Annotated in this window: 13 protein-coding genes; 7 read left to right on the forward strand and 6 right to left on the reverse strand. The window is 65.0% G+C overall.

The annotated features are described in order from the left end of the window. The first annotated feature begins 3 nt into the window (after positions 1-3). The 5 genes from OKW52_RS07255 to recQ all read left to right on the forward strand — a co-directional run bounded on the left by OKW52_RS07255 (position 4) and on the right by recQ (position 6,969). Positions 4-933 carry an extensin-like domain-containing protein gene (locus OKW52_RS07255; protein WP_264505134.1) on the forward strand — a complete coding sequence of 310 codons (930 nt, stop codon included), beginning with the start codon at positions 4-6 and terminating at the stop codon, positions 931-933. 95 nt (positions 934-1,028) lie between these two features. After that, the gene (locus tag OKW52_RS07260; RefSeq protein WP_264505135.1) at positions 1,029-2,204 is read left to right on the forward strand and encodes an acetyl-CoA C-acyltransferase family protein; all 1,176 of its coding nucleotides are present in this window, start codon (positions 1,029-1,031) and stop codon (positions 2,202-2,204) included. Positions 2,205-2,308: 104 nt separating this feature from the next. Continuing rightward, complete coding sequence (locus OKW52_RS07265; protein WP_264505136.1) at positions 2,309-4,531, forward strand: response regulator; 2,223 nt, start codon at positions 2,309-2,311, stop codon at positions 4,529-4,531. A 70-nt stretch (positions 4,532-4,601) separates the two neighbouring features. Next, positions 4,602-4,889, forward strand: a complete 288-nt coding sequence (locus OKW52_RS07270; RefSeq protein WP_264505137.1) for a YggT family protein — start codon at positions 4,602-4,604, stop codon at positions 4,887-4,889. A gap of 4 nt (positions 4,890-4,893) precedes the next feature. Then, a complete protein-coding gene (gene recQ / locus OKW52_RS07275; RefSeq protein WP_264505138.1) occupies positions 4,894-6,969 on the forward strand; it encodes a DNA helicase RecQ in 2,076 nt (691 codons plus the stop codon). A 2-nt stretch (positions 6,970-6,971) separates the two neighbouring features. On the opposite strand, the gene trhA is transcribed toward recQ, so the two are convergent. Beyond that, positions 6,972-7,646, reverse strand: a complete 675-nt coding sequence (gene trhA / locus OKW52_RS07280) for a PAQR family membrane homeostasis protein TrhA (RefSeq protein ID WP_264505139.1) — start codon at positions 7,644-7,646, stop codon at positions 6,972-6,974. A 205-nt stretch (positions 7,647-7,851) separates the two neighbouring features. Here trhA and OKW52_RS07285 point away from each other — a divergent pair, with 205 nt between their 5' ends. Beyond that, complete coding sequence (locus tag OKW52_RS07285; protein ID WP_264505140.1) at positions 7,852-8,406, forward strand: acyl-CoA thioesterase; 555 nt, start codon at positions 7,852-7,854, stop codon at positions 8,404-8,406. A gap of 18 nt (positions 8,407-8,424) precedes the next feature. Here the strand turns inward: OKW52_RS07285 and OKW52_RS07290 are convergent, their stop codons facing one another. Further along, on the reverse strand, positions 8,425-9,195 hold the full coding sequence (locus OKW52_RS07290; RefSeq protein ID WP_264505141.1) for a hypothetical protein: 771 nt from the start codon (positions 9,193-9,195) through the stop codon (positions 8,425-8,427). Positions 9,196-9,435: 240 nt separating this feature from the next. On the opposite strand from OKW52_RS07290, the gene OKW52_RS07295 reads away from it, so the two are divergent. Further along, positions 9,436-9,999, forward strand: coding sequence for a hypothetical protein (locus OKW52_RS07295; RefSeq protein ID WP_264505142.1), 564 nt, complete (start codon positions 9,436-9,438; stop codon positions 9,997-9,999). A gap of 28 nt (positions 10,000-10,027) precedes the next feature. Here the strand turns inward: OKW52_RS07295 and OKW52_RS07300 are convergent, their stop codons facing one another. The 4 genes from OKW52_RS07300 to OKW52_RS07315 form a co-directional block, all read right to left on the reverse strand. After that, on the reverse strand, positions 10,028-11,077 hold the full coding sequence (locus tag OKW52_RS07300; RefSeq protein WP_264505143.1) for an LLM class flavin-dependent oxidoreductase: 1,050 nt from the start codon (positions 11,075-11,077) through the stop codon (positions 10,028-10,030). A gap of 82 nt (positions 11,078-11,159) precedes the next feature. Continuing rightward, positions 11,160-14,354, reverse strand: coding sequence for a 4Fe-4S dicluster domain-containing protein (locus OKW52_RS07305; protein WP_264505144.1), 3,195 nt, complete (start codon positions 14,352-14,354; stop codon positions 11,160-11,162). Positions 14,355-14,366: 12 nt separating this feature from the next. Then, the gene (locus tag OKW52_RS07310; RefSeq protein ID WP_264505145.1) at positions 14,367-14,807 is read right to left on the reverse strand and encodes a MarR family winged helix-turn-helix transcriptional regulator; all 441 of its coding nucleotides are present in this window, start codon (positions 14,805-14,807) and stop codon (positions 14,367-14,369) included. 158 nt (positions 14,808-14,965) lie between these two features. Continuing rightward, positions 14,966-15,421, reverse strand: coding sequence for an Lrp/AsnC family transcriptional regulator (locus OKW52_RS07315; protein ID WP_264505146.1), 456 nt, complete (start codon positions 15,419-15,421; stop codon positions 14,966-14,968). Between the last annotated feature and the right edge of the window lie 44 nt (positions 15,422-15,465).

Consider the following 15,465-nt stretch of genomic DNA (forward strand, 5'->3'; position numbering starts at 1 on the left):
CGGATGGTGGTGTTGCGGTGGGTTCTTGTGGTGCTGGTGCTGGCCCTTCCGGGGGCGGCGTGGAGCGATGCACCCGAGACCTCACCGCGCCCACGCATGCGCCCGCCCTCGGGCGCGGTCGTGTCGATCGCCGATGCTGCGGTCGCCGAAGCCACCGCAGCCCGGCAGGCCGCCGAACAAGCCGAAGCGCTTCGCCTTGCCACTGAACGCGCTGCCGCTGAGGCGCTGGCTGCGAGTCCACCCGTGACGGTCAATCCGCTGGCCGTTGCCACCAGCCTGTTTCCCCGCCACCGGACCGACAGCGTCATGCAGCGGTATGCTGCCATCGCCCGCGACCGCGCCCGCGACCGGCAGGTCGCCGCCCCCGCTGCGGTGACCGCGCCGACCCGTAGTGGTGGCCCGCAACAGCGCGGGATTTGCGGTGTGCGGGGGCTGGAGGGCCGCGAATTGCCGCGTATCACGTCATCCACACGCGGTTGCGGCATTGATCAGCCGGTCAGTGTGACCAGCGTTCAGGGCATCCCGCTGTCGATGGCCGCGACCATCGACTGCGACACCGCGCGCGCCTTTGACCGCTGGGTGCGCACCGAAATGGTGCCCGCCGTTGGGCGTACCGGTGGCGGCGTGGCGCAGATCCGGGTGATCGGGGCCTATTCCTGCCGGACCCGCAACAGCCAGCCCGGCGCACGGATTTCCGAACATGGCCGGGGCCGCGCCATCGACGTCGCAGGCTACCGGCTGGTCAATGGCGACACGGTCAGCGTGCTGCGCAACTACCGGCGCGGCAGTCACAGCCGGTCGTTGCGGCGCATGTACGAGGCCGCCTGCGGTATCTTCCGCACGACGCTCAGCCCGGATTCGGATCGTTTCCATCAGGACCACTTCCATTTCGATCTGGCCCAGCACCGGGGCGGCGGCACCTATTGCCGTTAAGGCAGTCTGACGCTGCGTGACGGATGCGATGCGCGCTTTGAGCGCGCGGGCACGGGGTGTAGAACCGCGCTGACATCAGACGAAAAGGGATGGACATGGACGAGATCGTCATTCTGGGCGGCGCACGCAGCCCCATCGGCAGCTTCGGCGGCAGCCTTGCCGATAGTGCCCCGGCGGATCTGGCCACCACGGTCAGCAAAGCCGCGCTGGAGCGCGCTGGCGTCGAGCCCGGGCAGATCGGCGCCGTGGTCTTTGGCCATGTGATCAACACCATCCCGCGCGATGCCTATCTGTCACGCGTGGCGGCAATGGGCGCGGGTATCCCCGACACCACCCCGGCGATGAACGTGAACCGGCTGTGCGGCTCGGGCGCGCAGGCGATTGTGTCGATCTTCCAGTCGCTTATGCTGGGTGATGCCGACTTCGGTCTGGCTGGTGGCGCTGAATCGATGAGCCGCGCGCCCTACATCATCCCCGCCGCGCGCTTTGGCCAGAAAATGGGCGACACCGCTGCGATGGACATGATGCTGGGCGCGCTGACCTGCCCGTTCGGCACCGGTCACATGGGCGTCACGGCCGAGAATGTCGCGGGCGAGCATGACATCACCCGCGAAGCGCAGGACGCTTTCGCGATGGAAAGCCAGATCCGCGCCGCGCGGGCGATTGCCGAGAGGCGCTTTGCCAGCCAGATCGTCCCGATCGTCTCGAAGGGTCGCAAGGGTGACGTCGTTTTCGACACGGATGAGCATCCCAAGGCCACCAGTCTTGAGAAACTGGCAGCCCTGCGTCCGGCCTTCCGCAAGGATGGCTCGGTGACGGCGGGCAATGCCTCGGGCATCAACGACGGTGCGGCGGCGCTGGTTCTGGCGCGCGGCGACGCGGCGGCCAAGGCGGGGCTGAAACCGCTGGCGCGGGTTGTCGGCTATGCGGTTGCAGGTGTGCGGCCCGAGGTGATGGGCATCGGCCCGATCCCGGCGGTGCAGAAGCTGTGCGCGCGTACCGGCCTGTCGATCAGCGATTTCGATGTCATCGAATCGAACGAGGCCTTTGCGTCGCAGGCTTTGGCGGTGAACAAGGGGCTGGGTCTGGACGCGGCCAAGGTGAACCCGAACGGCGGCGCGATTGCATTGGGTCACCCGGTCGGCGCAACCGGCGCGATTGTCACGGTCAAGGCGCTTTATGAACTGCAGCGCATTGGTGGGCGCTATGGCCTGATCACCATGTGCATCGGCGGCGGTCAGGGGATCGCACTGGCAATTGAGCGCCTCTGAGCTTTGAAAACCGTCCGCGTTTAAGAGTGTCTTTACCGTTCGCGGCAATTCTGAGCGGACCGGCCCTGCGCCGGTCCGTTTTCTTTTTGCCGGGGCCGTCGCGGATGACATTGTTCGACAAGCTGACGCTGGAACGCCGGGCACGCCTGACGGCTGAGCGGCGGCTGGATCAGCGCAATCGTGAACTGGACGCAGCGCTCGCGCAACTGGACCAGATGCGCATCGATCTGCACGGGCTGCGCCAGAACGGGCGTGCTTCGGCGCTTGAAGATGCGCAGCGCGTGGTTGAGGTGCAAAGCAAGGCGCGCGCGGAAACCGAGACTGCGCAACGGACTGCCACGATGGCCGAACGGCGGCTGTGGGACTCGATCAACACCATCCGGGACGGTTTCGCAGTCTTCAACCGCGCGCAGGAGCTGGTGATCGCCAACCACGCCTATCTCGATGTTTTCTCAGGTATTCCCGAGGTTCAGGTCGGCATCAGCTACCGCCGTCTGGTTGAGATACTTGCGCATGAGGAAAGGGTCGCCTTTGACGGGATCACGCCCGAAGCATGGACGCAAACCATGCTCTCGCGGTGGGAGCATGAGCATATCGAGCCGATCACGCTGGTCTTCACCCGCGGTGACACCGCGCGTATCCACGACCGGCGCGCACGGGGCGGCGATATTGTCAGTCTGGTACGCGACATCACGGAAACCCAACGCTACGCCGCCGAACTGGAGGAGGCGCGCGAACGGGCCGAGGCGGCGAACCGCGCCAAATCCGCCTTCCTTGCCAACATGAGCCATGAGATCCGCACGCCGATGAACGGCGTCGTCGGCATGGCCGAACTGATGTGCGACACCGCGCTGTCCGACGAACAGCGCCTCTATGCCGAGACGATCCGCTCCTCGGGTGAGGCGTTGCTCAACATCATCAATGACGTGCTCGACTTCTCCAAGATCGAAGCGGAAAAGCTCACGCTGCACCCCGAACCCTTTGATCTGGAACGCTGTATCCATGAGGTGCTGATCTTGTTGCAGGCCGGGGCCCGCAAGCGGTCGATCGACCTGCTGATGGACTATGACCTGTTCCTGCCCACCCGGTTTCTGGCCGATCCGGGCCGCATGCGACAGGTGATGACCAACCTGATCGGGAATGCCGTCAAATTCACCCAGACCGGTCATGTCCTGATCCGCGTCGTCGGGATCGAGGCGGGCGATTTCGCCCAACGCATCACCGTCACCGTCGAAGATACCGGCATCGGCATCGCGCCGGAACATGTCGAACGGATCTTTGGTGAATTCGCGCAGGTGGATGAACAGGCGAACCGCAAGTTTGAAGGGACGGGGCTGGGATTGGCGATCACCCGTCGCCTGATCGATCTGATGGGCGGTGAGATCTGGGTCGAAAGCGAGCTGGGCAAGGGCGCCTGTTTTGGCTTCTCGCTGACCCTGCCGCTGTCCGAGGATGCCGAACCGTTGACCGCCGAACCCATCCGGCTGGCACGGGTGATGATTGCCGAAAGCCATCTGATCAACCGCACCATTCTGGAACGCCAGCTGACCGCGCAGGGTGTTGAGGTGACACTCTGTGCGTCGGGCGCTGAGGTGCTGGAGAAATTCGAGCACGGGCAGGGCGGGGCGATCGAGCTGTTGATCACAGATCACCTGATGCCCGGTATCGACGGGTTGGATCTGACGGCGAAACTGCGCGACGCGGGCTTTGACACGCCGGTTGTGCTGCTCAGTTCCAACCCCGCCAGCGTGCGCGATCATCCCGCCATAGGCGAGCTGCGCGCCGTGCTGCAAAAGCCGATCCTGCGTCAGGACCTGTTGCGTCAGCTGCAACTGTCGTCCGCCCCGGGTGGGCTGCCTGCGATCCCCTCTGCCGACGCCGCGCCGACACCCGGTCCCTTGCCGCGGCTGGGCGGGGGCCGGCGGATGCGCGTGCTCGCGGCCGAAGACAACCGGACCAACCGGCTGGTGTTCTCCAAGATGCTCGACGGGCTTGAGGTCGATCTCAGCTTCGCCGAAGATGGTGAACAGGCGGTTGAGGCTTTCCGCACGACCAAACCGGATCTTGTGTTCATGGACATTTCGATGCCGGGCATGGATGGCCGCTCGGCGACCCGCGCGATCCGCCAGTTGCCCGGCGGGGCCCAGGTTCCCATCGTCGCGCTGACCGCGCATGCGATGGCGGGCGACCAAGAGGACATCCTCGCCGCGGGGTTGGATCACGTGATGACCAAGCCGTTGAAGAAACCGCTTCTGCTGGAGATGGTCGCCCGCTATTGCCCGCAAGACGCCAGCCTGCCCGCCCCGTCGCTGGATCGCACCGGGTGATCGCGCCTGCGGGGTTGCGGCGCGGCCTCGCAGGCCTTACCTCAGGGGCAAAGCCGCATATGAGGATGCCATGCTGTCAGTGATCCAGATCCTGTTTCTTGTGCTCAACGTGATCTGGTGGATCGTGATCGCCCATGTGATCATGAGCTGGCTGATCAATTTTCAGGTTCTGAACCTCCGCCAGCCGCTGGTGGCGCAAATCTGGGACGGTCTGAACCGCGTGCTCGAACCGGTCTACAGCCGCATCCGGTCTTTCCTGCCCAATATGGGCGGTCTGGATCTGGCGCCGCTGATCGTGCTTTTGTCGATCTATGCGATCCGGATTGTGATCACTAACAACATCTCGGTCTTCCTCTGACCCCGTGGATAGCGCTGACATCTCTGCCCCTGCCGCCGAACTGACCCACGCCCTGTTGGCGCGGGTTTTTGGCTTCTCTGCGTTCCGGCCCGGTCAGGAAGAAATCGTCGACGCGGTGATCGCCGGGTCCGACGTCCTGGCGATCATGCCGACTGGCGGCGGAAAATCCCTGTGCTTTCAGTTGCCTGCGCTGGCCCGCGACGGGTTGACCGTGGTCATCTCTCCGCTGATCGCCCTGATGCGCGATCAGGTGCGCGCGTTGCAGGAAGCGGGCGTGGCGGCGGGGGCGATCACCTCGGGGAACACCCCGGAAGAGAACGAGGCGATCTTTTCCGCGCTGGAAGACGGTCGGCTCAAGATCCTCTACATCGCGCCGGAACGACTCGCCTCCTCGGCAACCACCAACCTGCTGCGTCGGTCGAATTGCCGCCTGATCGCGGTGGACGAGGCACATTGCGTCAGCCAATGGGGCCATGATTTCCGCCCCGATTACCTGCGGATCGGCGACTTGCGGCAGGCGTTGGGCGTGCCCCTTGCTGCCTTCACCGCGACCGCCGATGCTGCCACGCGGGATGAAATCGTCCACCGCCTCTTTGCCGGAACGCCGCCACAAAGCTTTCTGCGCGGTTTCGACCGGCCCAACATCCGGCTGGCTTTTGCGGTCAAGGACAACCCGCGCAAGCAGATCATGAGCTTCGCGGCGGCGCGCAAGGGCCAGTCCGGCATCGTCTATTGTGCGACACGTGCGCGCACCGAAACCCTTGCCCGCGCGCTGGAAGAGGCGGGTCACACCGCCTGCGCCTATCACGGCGGGATGGAAGATTGGGAGCGCCGCAAGGTTGAGGGCCTGTTTCAGACCGAAGAGGGTCTGATCGTTTGCGCCACGGTCGCCTTCGGCATGGGCGTGGACAAGCCGGACGTGCGCTGGGTCGCCCATGCGGACCTGCCCAAGTCAATCGAGTCCTATTATCAAGAGATTGGCCGCGCTGGTCGCGATGGTTTGCCCGCCGATACCTTGACGCTGTACGGCCCTGACGACATCCGCTTGCGCCGCGCACAGGTCGACGATTCCAACGCCCCGCCTGACCGCCGAGAGGCTGATCACGCGCGGCTCAACACCCTTCTCGGTCTGGCCGAAGCCTGTGGTTGCCGCCGCCGCATGCTGCTGGCGTATTTCGGTGAAGTCAGCGAACCCTGCGGCAATTGCGATCTGTGCGAAACGCCCGCCAAGACCTTTGATGCGACCGAGGCCGTGCGCAAGGCGCTGTCGGCGATGTTGCGCACAGGTGAGAGCTTTGGGGTGGGCCATCTGGTCGATATCCTGACCGGGACGATGACCGACAAGATCACGCAACGCAGTCATGACCAGCTTCCCACCTTTGGTGTCGGGCGCGAGTTGAGCAAGGCGGCGTGGAATGCGGTGTTCCGGCAAATGATGGGCCGTGATCTGGTCCGTCCCGATGCCGAGCGGCACGGCGCGCTGCGCATGACGCAGGATGCCCGGCCGATCCTGCGCGGCGAAAGCGCGGTCACCTTCCGCGCTGACACGATCCAGCAGGCGAGTACGCGGGCAGAGCCGCGCGCACTGGTGTCGGACGAAGACGCGCCTCTGCTTTCGGCGCTCAAGGCCCTGCGCCGGTCTCTGGCGCAGGCGGGCGGCGTGCCGCCTTATGTGATCTTCAATGACCGATCCTTGGTGGAAATGGCCGAGAAGCGCCCGCAATCGCTGGATGACTTTGCCGGAATTACCGGTGTTGGCGCAACCAAACTTGAGCGGTATGGCGCCCGCTTCCTGCAGGTGATCACCGGTGAAGAGACCGAGGTCGCGCATCCGGCACGGCGGAAACTTGCGGGGACCGAGGCCGGCGGGGTCTTTGACCGGCTGACCGAAGTGCAGGCTCAGTTGTCGCGGGGCGAAGACGGCACGGGCAAGTATCTAAGCTGCACCCACGCCACCTTGCGCACCATCGCCGAGCGCCGCCCGCGCAGTCTGGCCGACATGGAACGCATCGCAGGCATGGGCGCGGCAAAGGTCGAACGCTTTGGTGAGGCGTTTCTGGAGATCTTGAGCGAAAGCTAGTCTCAGCTCAGGGCGGTTTCCGGCCCGAGAAGCACAAAGACCAGGACGGCGGCGTAGAACACGAAGCTGGCTGCCAGAACAAAGACGTGCCAGATCGTGTAGTGGAACGGCAGGCGCCGCCACAGGTAAAACACGACGCCGAGGGTGTACAATCCGCCACCCACGGCCATCAGGATCAGCACCGGCAGCGGCAACGCCGAGAACAGCGTGCCGCCAGCAACCACGCCGGCCCATCCCATGCCCAGATACAGGATCAGCCCGGCCCATTTGAACCGTTCCGGCGAGATGATCTTCAGCGTGATCCCGGCGAAAGCCGCACCCCACACGCCAATCGTCAGCGCAACGCCGTGACCAGAGAGCAGCGTGAAGGGTGTGTAAGTGCCTGCGATTTTTAAGTATATCGCGGAATGATCCAGTCGCCGCAGCAGCCATTCCTTGGCCGTCCCAACGCCAGAAGTTTCCCCGATGTTGTACAGCGCCGAGCACAAGATCATTGCAAACAGCGCGCCGCCATACACCGACACCCCGGTCACCGAGGCCACATCGCCCCGGTAAAGCGCGGTCAGCACGATCAGGACGGGAACCGCCATCAGGACCAGCATCAGGCCCATGACATGCACGACAGCGTCCGAGACCTGTTCGGCCTTGGAATACGCGGTGCGCAGGGCGCTGGTCATTGGGGACTCCTGGGGCATGGTGGCAGTTTACGCCGTGGTTCTGTGTGGGGCAACGCCGACGCACGGTAAACTATGGCCCCCAAACGTAACCGTTTCGTCAACGCGCGTTTTCGGCGGTGACGGCAAAGCCCTGTCTGACGCCGCGACGCGGCTTGACGCCATGCGCGCCCCGGTCCAGTGGACGGGCGCAACAAAAGGGGTTGGTATGTATCCAGTCATCCGGCTGCTCAAGGAAACGTTGAAATTCCGGGGGAAATCGCTGTCCCCGTTCGACACGCATCTCTCGCATCATCGCTGCTGGCCGTGGGATCTGGACCCGTGGAGAGAGCTGAACAACGGTCGCACCCTGACCCTGTATGACCTGGGGCGGGTGCCGTTTTCAGCGCGAATCGGCATGACGGCCGCGTTGATGAAGCAACGCTGGGGCATGACGGTGGCGGGCTCGACCGTGCGGTATCGGCGGCGCGTGCGGATGTTCCAACGCTTTGAAATGCGGACGCGATCGCTGGGCTGGGACGGTCGGTTTTTCTACATCGAGCAGTCGATGTGGCGGCAGGGTGAGGCGTTGAACCATGTGCTGATCCGCGCCGCCGTGACGTCCCATAGCGGAATCGTATCGCCTGCCGCGCTTGTTGCTGCGATGGGCTATCCCGATCTGGTCAGCCCGGCGCTGCCCGAATGGGTGCAGGCCTGGGTCGGGGCCGATGCAAAGCGGCCCTGGCCACCGATGAGCGATGGGAAAGGCGCGGGCCTCGTTTAAAGGCGCCGCGCCGAGGGGTCAGCAAAGCGCGACGTCGACGGTGATCTCAATCTCACTGTCGTCGCCGTTACCCTCGTCGGTGGCGGGCGGCAGGAACAGATCGTGACCCAGATCCGAGACAACGTCTTCCACGGTGTCGCCGACCTTGTCGAACAGGCTTTCCAGATCCTTGCCGCCATACAGCAGCGTCTCGTCCAGATCCGAGGTTAGCTCGGTGATCGCGTCATCCAGCGCGCTGCCATCGAGCCCCAGATCGTCGAGCAGATTGTCGAGCAGGTCGCCGACATCGCCGCCCAGCAGACCGGTGCCCAGCCCGGTCGTGTCGAGCGTCTCGGCAACCGTCTTGCCCACCGTGTCGATCAGATTGTCCAGGCTGTCGCCCAGATTTTCAGGATCGAGCGGCGCATCGAGCAGGCCGTTGATGTCGTCGCCCAGCTGGTGCAAGATCTTGTCGATTTCATTGCCGCCATAAACCAGCGTGGTGTCCAGCGAGCCACCGATATCGGACACCCCGTTATCCAGCGTGCTGCCCAGATCGCCCAGCCCCAGTGTGCCAAAGATATCCTCAACCGTATCGCCTGCCTCATCGGTGAGGTCACCGACCGTCAACCCGAGTGAATCGGTGATGTCGGCCACGCCATCGCCGAGAGAATCGAGCAGACCGTCAGCGCCATCGCCGACGCTGTCGAGAAGATTACCCAACAGGCCGTGGTCATTGGTGACCGGGCTGGTCACAACGGGGGTGCGCCCGAGCGAGAGCGAACCGAGCAGTCCAAAACGAAAACCCATTTTTACCACCTACTGATAGAGGACTAACAAGCGTCTAAGGTGTCGATGATTGCGCGATTTTAAGATTCATCAAATATGCATATTTTGAAACAGACTGTTTATGGCCATGAATGATCCCAGTTTCGCCACAATTGCCTAAAGCGGCAGGCGAGGCGGTCAGCTGCCTCAGCAGGGGCTTTTCTTTTCGCGCCGGATCTCTACGATTTCAGTCTGATAGACGGGATAGTATGCGAGGTTCCCATGCCCGGACTTGGCCATAACAACGGACCGACGATGGAACCGGGCGAGAGCTGGCGCCGCCACGCCTGGGGCAAGGCGCGCGCGCAGCTGATGCCGGTGCTGCCGATTGAGGTGGTGCGCCTGCGTGTCAAGCGGGCGGCGGAGATCGGGCTGGACTACAAGACCTACGCGTCGATCCGCGCGGCATCGGGCCATGACGTGATTGCGTTTATGTTTTCCACCAATGCGTTGCGTCTTCTGGCGCCGCAGCCGTCGCTGCCATTGGATCGGCAAGAGAAACTCGCGGCGATCATCGACACCGGCCGCGTCGCCTTGACCCGGGCGCCGTTGACCCCTGAGCATGTCCTCGATCTGGCCTCAGGTCTGATCGACCATGCCGCCAGCGCCCCGCGTCCCTTCGCGCCCTGGGGCGAAAGCCGCAAGGCGCTGCTGGCCGCGATCAGCGCGCAGAAATGGCCGGCTGACCGGGTGGTGATGGTGGGCGACACCTCGGACGAACGCGTCTGGGCGCAGTCGGCGCGGCTGGGGTATTACCTGCCCGCCGACCGCTATTTCGCGGCCTGAACCCAGACCTGGAACTCAGGCCCCGATCTCAGGTCTTGTCGGTGGCCAGCAGGTCGCGGACCATCGGGATCACCTGCTCACCATAGAGCCGCAGGCACTCCATGTTCAGCGCGTGCGGCACCGGGCCGCTGGTGTATTTCATATCAAAGCGCTGAATACCCAACCCTTTGACCGAGCGCGCAATTTTCCGTGCGACGGTTTCGGGCGAGCCGACGACGAGCGCACCTTGCTCGATCTCGTCGATGTAGCGCGCCTTGGTCATCGGCGGCCAGCCACGCTCGCGACCGATACGACCGAACATTTCCTGATGGTGCGGCCAGAGCGCCTCGCGCGCTTCGTCATCCGTCGCGGCGACAAAGCCGGGCGAGTGGATGCCGATCGGGCGCGCTTTCGTCTCCAGCTGAGTCACCGCGCGGTGATACAGCTCGACATAGGGTTTGAACCGCAGCGGATCGCCGCCGATGATCGCCAGCATCAGCTGCAGATCGTGCCGCGCCACACGTACCACCGATTCCGGGCTGCCACCGACGCCCACCCAGGTGGTCATCGGCTGGCCCAAAGGCGGATAGACCGTCTCATTCTTCAGCGGGCTGCGGGTCTTCCCGCTCCACGTCACTTTACCATCGCGCAGCAAGCGGGCGAAGATGTCGAGCTTCTCCTCGAACAGTTGGTCATAGTCCTGCATGTCGTAGCCGAACAAACCATAACTTTCGGTAAAGCTGCCCCGGCCCAGGATCGGCTCGGCGCGCCCGTTCGACACCGCGTTCAGCGTCGAGAAGCGCTGGAACACCCGCACCGGATCGTCGGTCGACAGGATCGTCACCGCCGTGCCCAGCTTGATGCGGTTGGTTTTCCCGGCAATCGTGGCCAGCACGATCTCGGGCGAGGAAATGGCGAAATCGGACCGGTGATGCTCGCCCAGACCGATAAAGTCGATGCCCAGCTGATCCGCATAGACCGCCTGATCCACGACATCGCGCAGAACCTGGTCCATCGGTTTGGGCTGGCCCTGATCGTCGTGGCTCACATCGCCAAACGTATCGAGGCCGAGAGAAATGTCGTGTGCAAGATCGGTCATGGCAAACTCCTGTTTGCAGCAGACCTAAGCTGCGCCCGGCTGCCGGTAAAGGCACCCGGGCGCATGGGGGCTGTGCGCAGGCTCACAGGTCGACGGCGATCACCCCGTCTGGCGCGCTGGCGCGCGAGCAGCACAGGATCACCCGCTTTTCGCGTTCCTTGGCTGACAGCACATAGTCGCGGTGCTCGATCCCGTCCGGCGCGTGATGGGTCGCCGAGCACACGCCGCAGATCCCATCCGAGCATTTGGTGGGCACGATGATCCCCACCTGCGCCAAGGCATCGGTGGCGGATTGATCGGCGGGCACCGGGATGTCGCGGCCCGAGTGCGTCAGGCGCAAGGTGAAGGGGTGGTTTACGTACTCGGGTGCTTCGGGGACGGCGAAATATTCGCGTGCCAGGGCTTCATCCGGCCAGCCCTGCGCGCGGGCGGTGTCGAACACGGCGTCCATGAACGCGCCGCCGCCGCAGGTGTAAAGCCGCGCGCCGGGTGCATAGGGCGGGATCAGCGTGGCCATATCGACGCGGGGGCCGTCGGTTTTCACATGGCTTTCCGCCTTGTCCGCCCACGGCGCGGCGGCAATCTCGGGCCCGAACGGCGCGGTGCCGCGCGCGAGGTAGTGCAGGCGGAAATCGCCACCCAGAGCGTGCAGCCGGTGCGCCATGGTCAGCATCGGCGTAATGCCGATGCCGCCGCCGATGAGCAGGGTAAAAGGTGCTGCCTCATCCAGCGGGAACAGGTTGGTCGGCGGCGTGACAAACACTTTCCGCCCCTCACGAAACACCCGGTGCATGAGCAGCGAGCCGCCCCGGCCCTGCGCCTCTCGCTGGATGCCCAGCACGTATTTCGACGTATCCGCCGGGTCACCGGCCAGCGAGTATTCGCGCTGGAATTCGGGCGCGATCACCACGTCGATATGAGCGCCCGCCTCGAACGGCGGCAGCGGCTGGCCGTCGCTGCGCGTCAGTTCGAAGCGCACGGTGTCGTCGCTCAGATCCTCGCGCTTGGTGATCGTCACGGGGAACACGGGCGGCTCGCCCGGCATTTTCACGCCGGGCACCAGCCCCTCGGTCTCGCCGCGCGCCAGCCGGTTGCGGTATTCCTCGGGCGTAAGCAGGCTGCGGTAGCGCGCGATGCCCTCTTCGCGGTTCAGCGGGTGGGTGATGGGGAAGGGCGGGGGCATGGTGTCGGCAGGATAGACGGCCAGCGTCTGGTCCTCATAGTTCAGCACCAGATCGCGGCTCAGCGCGCGCCGGTTGGTCGCCCCCGCCGCGATGTAACGGGTCCCCGCCTTGTCCAGTTCGATATCCCACCACCACGCCTTGACCGGGTTGATCGATCCGCGCCCCAGCTTGTCATCCAGCGCCGCCAGCGCCTTGGCCGAGCCCGGGGCCTTCATCGCCAGCCAGCGGAAGGGGGCCTCGGCAAACAGGCCCTGCAGGTTCCACGGGCAGGTCTTCATGCAGCGCCCACACATGCCTCCCGCGCTGTTGGTGATCCGGTAGCGCGCGCATTTCTCGGCGTCGGATTTCCAGATCTCATACCCGTTGTACATCAGTTTTGGACCAGCGGTGATCGCTCCGGACGGGCATTCGCGCGCGCATTTGTTGCAATTGTCGCAGAAGGTCTGAAGGCCAAAGTCGATGGGCTGATCGTGGACCATGGGCATGTCGGTGGTCACCGTGCCCGATTTCAGGCGCGGGCCAAGGTAGGGGTTCAGGATCACCTCGCCGATCCGGCTGACCTCGCCCAGCCCGCTGAGCAGCAACAAGGGCGGCTGCAACACATCGCCGTCGATGACCGTATGCACCCGCGCGGAAAAGCCCAGACGGCGGATTTGTTCGGCCACCACGCCGCCGAGGAGGGAAAAGCGCAGATAGGCGCGCATGGATTGCGCGACGCTGATCCAGTCATCGCCGGAGGCGCCCTCCATCGTCTCGTGCCCCTGATCGAGCAGCATGTTGACGGCATTGGCGTGGTAGGGGGTGATCACCTCACCGGCGGAATTGTGCGAGTAATAGGCCCAGTCCGGGACGCCACACAGGCCGACAGCATCGGTGCTCAGGTAGTAGCTGGCGGCTTTCAGATTTTCGGCATTGCGTTCGGGGTCGGTCGCCTGAACAGGGCCCCGCGCCTCGCCAAACTGCAACAAAAGCAACGCGCCAAGCGCGCGGCGGGCGCAGGCGCCGATGGGGGACTTGGCGACATAGCGCCCGCCCTTGGTGGCCTCCTGCACCGATTTCCCCATGTCGCCATAGAGCGCGCGGGCGAAGAAATCGGCGCGCTTTGGGAACCGCGGCACCCGGTCGTGGTCGATCAGGGTGCTGGGGGTTTCACGCCGTTTGAGACGCTCAAAAGGGAAGGGCCCCTTGCGGAATTCGCGGTGGGCGAAGGGTTCGGCGGTGGCGGCGCGTTTGGGCGCTGCGGCCCCGGTCCACCAGCCCGGCCCATGGCTGCGTGCCGAGCGGCCGTCACCGTCGAGCGGCGCATCGGGGGCCAGTTCCAGCGTCGTCGTGACGGCAGCCAGACCAAAGCGGGTGCCCAGATAGGGGTTGACCGCCTCGCCACCCTCAATCGACGCCATCCCGGCCGAGACGGCCAGTCGCGCCAGATCGACCTCGGAGGTGCTGGCCGAATGCGCCCGCGCGTCATGGCCCAGCATGCGCAGATAGGACGACAGCACCACGGCGGTGTTGTTGGCCAAAAGCGCCGCGCGCTGCGCTTGCGTGCCGTGCAGCCAGTCGGTGCCCGGCTCGCCCTGCGCCGGGTCGCGGGTGTAGCCGACAGCGATCAACAGCGCGAAACGGTGGCTGGTGACCGGGCCATGCGGGCTGCGGGCGGCATCAAGGATGTCGGCGTAGATCGCGTCGATCCCGGCGGCATGCGTTTTGGGCTGGCCCTGCTCCAGCTCGACGCGCAGGGCATCGATCATCGGGTTGCGATGCGGCACCGGCAGGTGGTGCTCGGGTAGCAGGGCGCAGACGCCCATTTGCGCGGCGTCGAAGTAATAGCCCGCGGCCTTGAGGTGGTTCGAGCGCTCCTGCGGAGCGTCGGGGATCTCGGCCTCAGCGTGGACAATGGGACCTTGGCGCACCGTGTCGAACATCGCCTGATAGCGCGCCATGGCGTGGGTCAACGACTGCGGGTCGGGATGGTCGAATGAGAGCGGGCGCGACCAGGGCAGCGCGTTCAGATCGGGTGCCGTGCCCCGGCGCAGGCGCTCCAGCGGGAAGGGGCCCAGATGGACGGGCCGGTCGGCATGGGCGAAGACGGGCATCGGCAAGCCTCCTTAAAAATCGGTGGGATCGGGTTCATCGGCGGCGAGCAGGGCAAGTGCTGCGGTCAAAGCGGTCAGGGCGTCGGGGCTCAGTTTGGCGGCGAAATGCGCTTGCAGCGCGTCACCGGCGGCGCGGGCGCGGGTCAGTGCCGCGGCGCCCTTTGGCGTCAGCAGCACGCAGGTCTGCCGTCCGTCACCGTCGCCAGGTGCGCGGGAGATAAAGCCGCGCGTCTCAAGCCCGCGCAGCAGGCGCGACATCGCAGGGCGGGTGATGCCGACATAGGCGGCCAGTTCCGAGGGCGCACGCACGCCTTCATCCCCGACACCCCCCAGAACGGCGGCACCCAAGCGGGTGAGGCCATCCTCGGCCAAAGCCGCCTCGTGACGCGCCTGCATCAGCCGGGCCAGACGCGAGACGCGAAAACCCAGTCGGGTGTGCAAACGATAGGTCATGAGCAATCCTCCGATGAGATGATTGCCGAAGTTAATTATCAATGTCAATCAAATCCGCGCCCGATCATCTGTCCTCAAATATCCACGGGAGGAGTCCAGAGGAGGGGGCGTGCCCCTCCTCTGGGCAGGGGGTTCGGGGGGCGGCAGCCCCCCGACAGCTACAGCGGCCCGGGGCGCCGTTCCTCGCTTAGCAGCACATTGGCATCCACCGCGCCGATCCCCGGCAAGGTCATGATCCGCCGACGCAAGACCCGCTCGAAATCGGCCAGATCCCGCGCGACCACGCGCAGGCGGTAGTCGTACAGGCCAAGAACGTGCTGCACGGTCTGCACCTCAGGGATCGCACTGACGGCGCGCTCGAAATCTTCCAGCGACACGCGGCCCTTGGCGGCCAGCGTGACGCCCAGAAATACCGTCACCCCAAAGCCGAGCGCGGCCTGATCCAGCACCAGCCGCCGCCCGGCGATGGCGCCGGATTCGGTCAGGCGTTTGACGCGGCGCCAGGTGGCGGGCTGACTGAGGCCCAGCTGCCGCCCCAGCGCCCCGGCGCTGAGCGTGGCATCGGCGGCAAGGGCGCGCAGCAGGGCGCGGTCGGTGTCGTCGAGATCGATCATCGGCGGTGCCGGTGAAAAGAAAGGGCGTATTTAGGGCAAGATGA

This window comes from Pararhodobacter zhoushanensis (assembly GCF_025949695.1).
Lineage (GTDB): Bacteria > Pseudomonadota > Alphaproteobacteria > Rhodobacterales > Rhodobacteraceae > Pararhodobacter > Pararhodobacter zhoushanensis_A.

What these genes read in the sequence shown, in the direction of transcription:
- OKW52_RS07255 (WP_264505134.1), top strand. Translation starts at nt 4, where the DNA reads ATGGTGGTGTTGCGGTGGGTTCTTGTGGTGCTGGTGCTGGCCCTTCCG.
- OKW52_RS07260 (WP_264505135.1), top strand. Translation starts at nt 1,029, where the DNA reads ATGGACGAGATCGTCATTCTGGGCGGCGCACGCAGCCCCATCGGCAGC.
- OKW52_RS07265 (WP_264505136.1), top strand. Translation starts at nt 2,309, where the DNA reads ATGACATTGTTCGACAAGCTGACGCTGGAACGCCGGGCACGCCTGACG.
- OKW52_RS07270 (WP_264505137.1), top strand. Translation starts at nt 4,602, where the DNA reads ATGCTGTCAGTGATCCAGATCCTGTTTCTTGTGCTCAACGTGATCTGG.
- trhA (WP_264505139.1), bottom strand. Translation starts at nt 7,646, where the DNA reads ATGACCAGCGCCCTGCGCACCGCGTATTCCAAGGCCGAACAGGTCTCG.
- OKW52_RS07285 (WP_264505140.1), top strand. Translation starts at nt 7,852, where the DNA reads ATGTATCCAGTCATCCGGCTGCTCAAGGAAACGTTGAAATTCCGGGGG.
- OKW52_RS07290 (WP_264505141.1), bottom strand. Translation starts at nt 9,195, where the DNA reads ATGGGTTTTCGTTTTGGACTGCTCGGTTCGCTCTCGCTCGGGCGCACC.
- OKW52_RS07295 (WP_264505142.1), top strand. Translation starts at nt 9,436, where the DNA reads ATGCCCGGACTTGGCCATAACAACGGACCGACGATGGAACCGGGCGAG.
- OKW52_RS07300 (WP_264505143.1), bottom strand. Translation starts at nt 11,077, where the DNA reads ATGACCGATCTTGCACACGACATTTCTCTCGGCCTCGATACGTTTGGC.
- OKW52_RS07305 (WP_264505144.1), bottom strand. Translation starts at nt 14,354, where the DNA reads ATGCCCGTCTTCGCCCATGCCGACCGGCCCGTCCATCTGGGCCCCTTC.
- OKW52_RS07310 (WP_264505145.1), bottom strand. Translation starts at nt 14,807, where the DNA reads ATGACCTATCGTTTGCACACCCGACTGGGTTTTCGCGTCTCGCGTCTG.
- OKW52_RS07315 (WP_264505146.1), bottom strand. Translation starts at nt 15,421, where the DNA reads ATGATCGATCTCGACGACACCGACCGCGCCCTGCTGCGCGCCCTTGCC.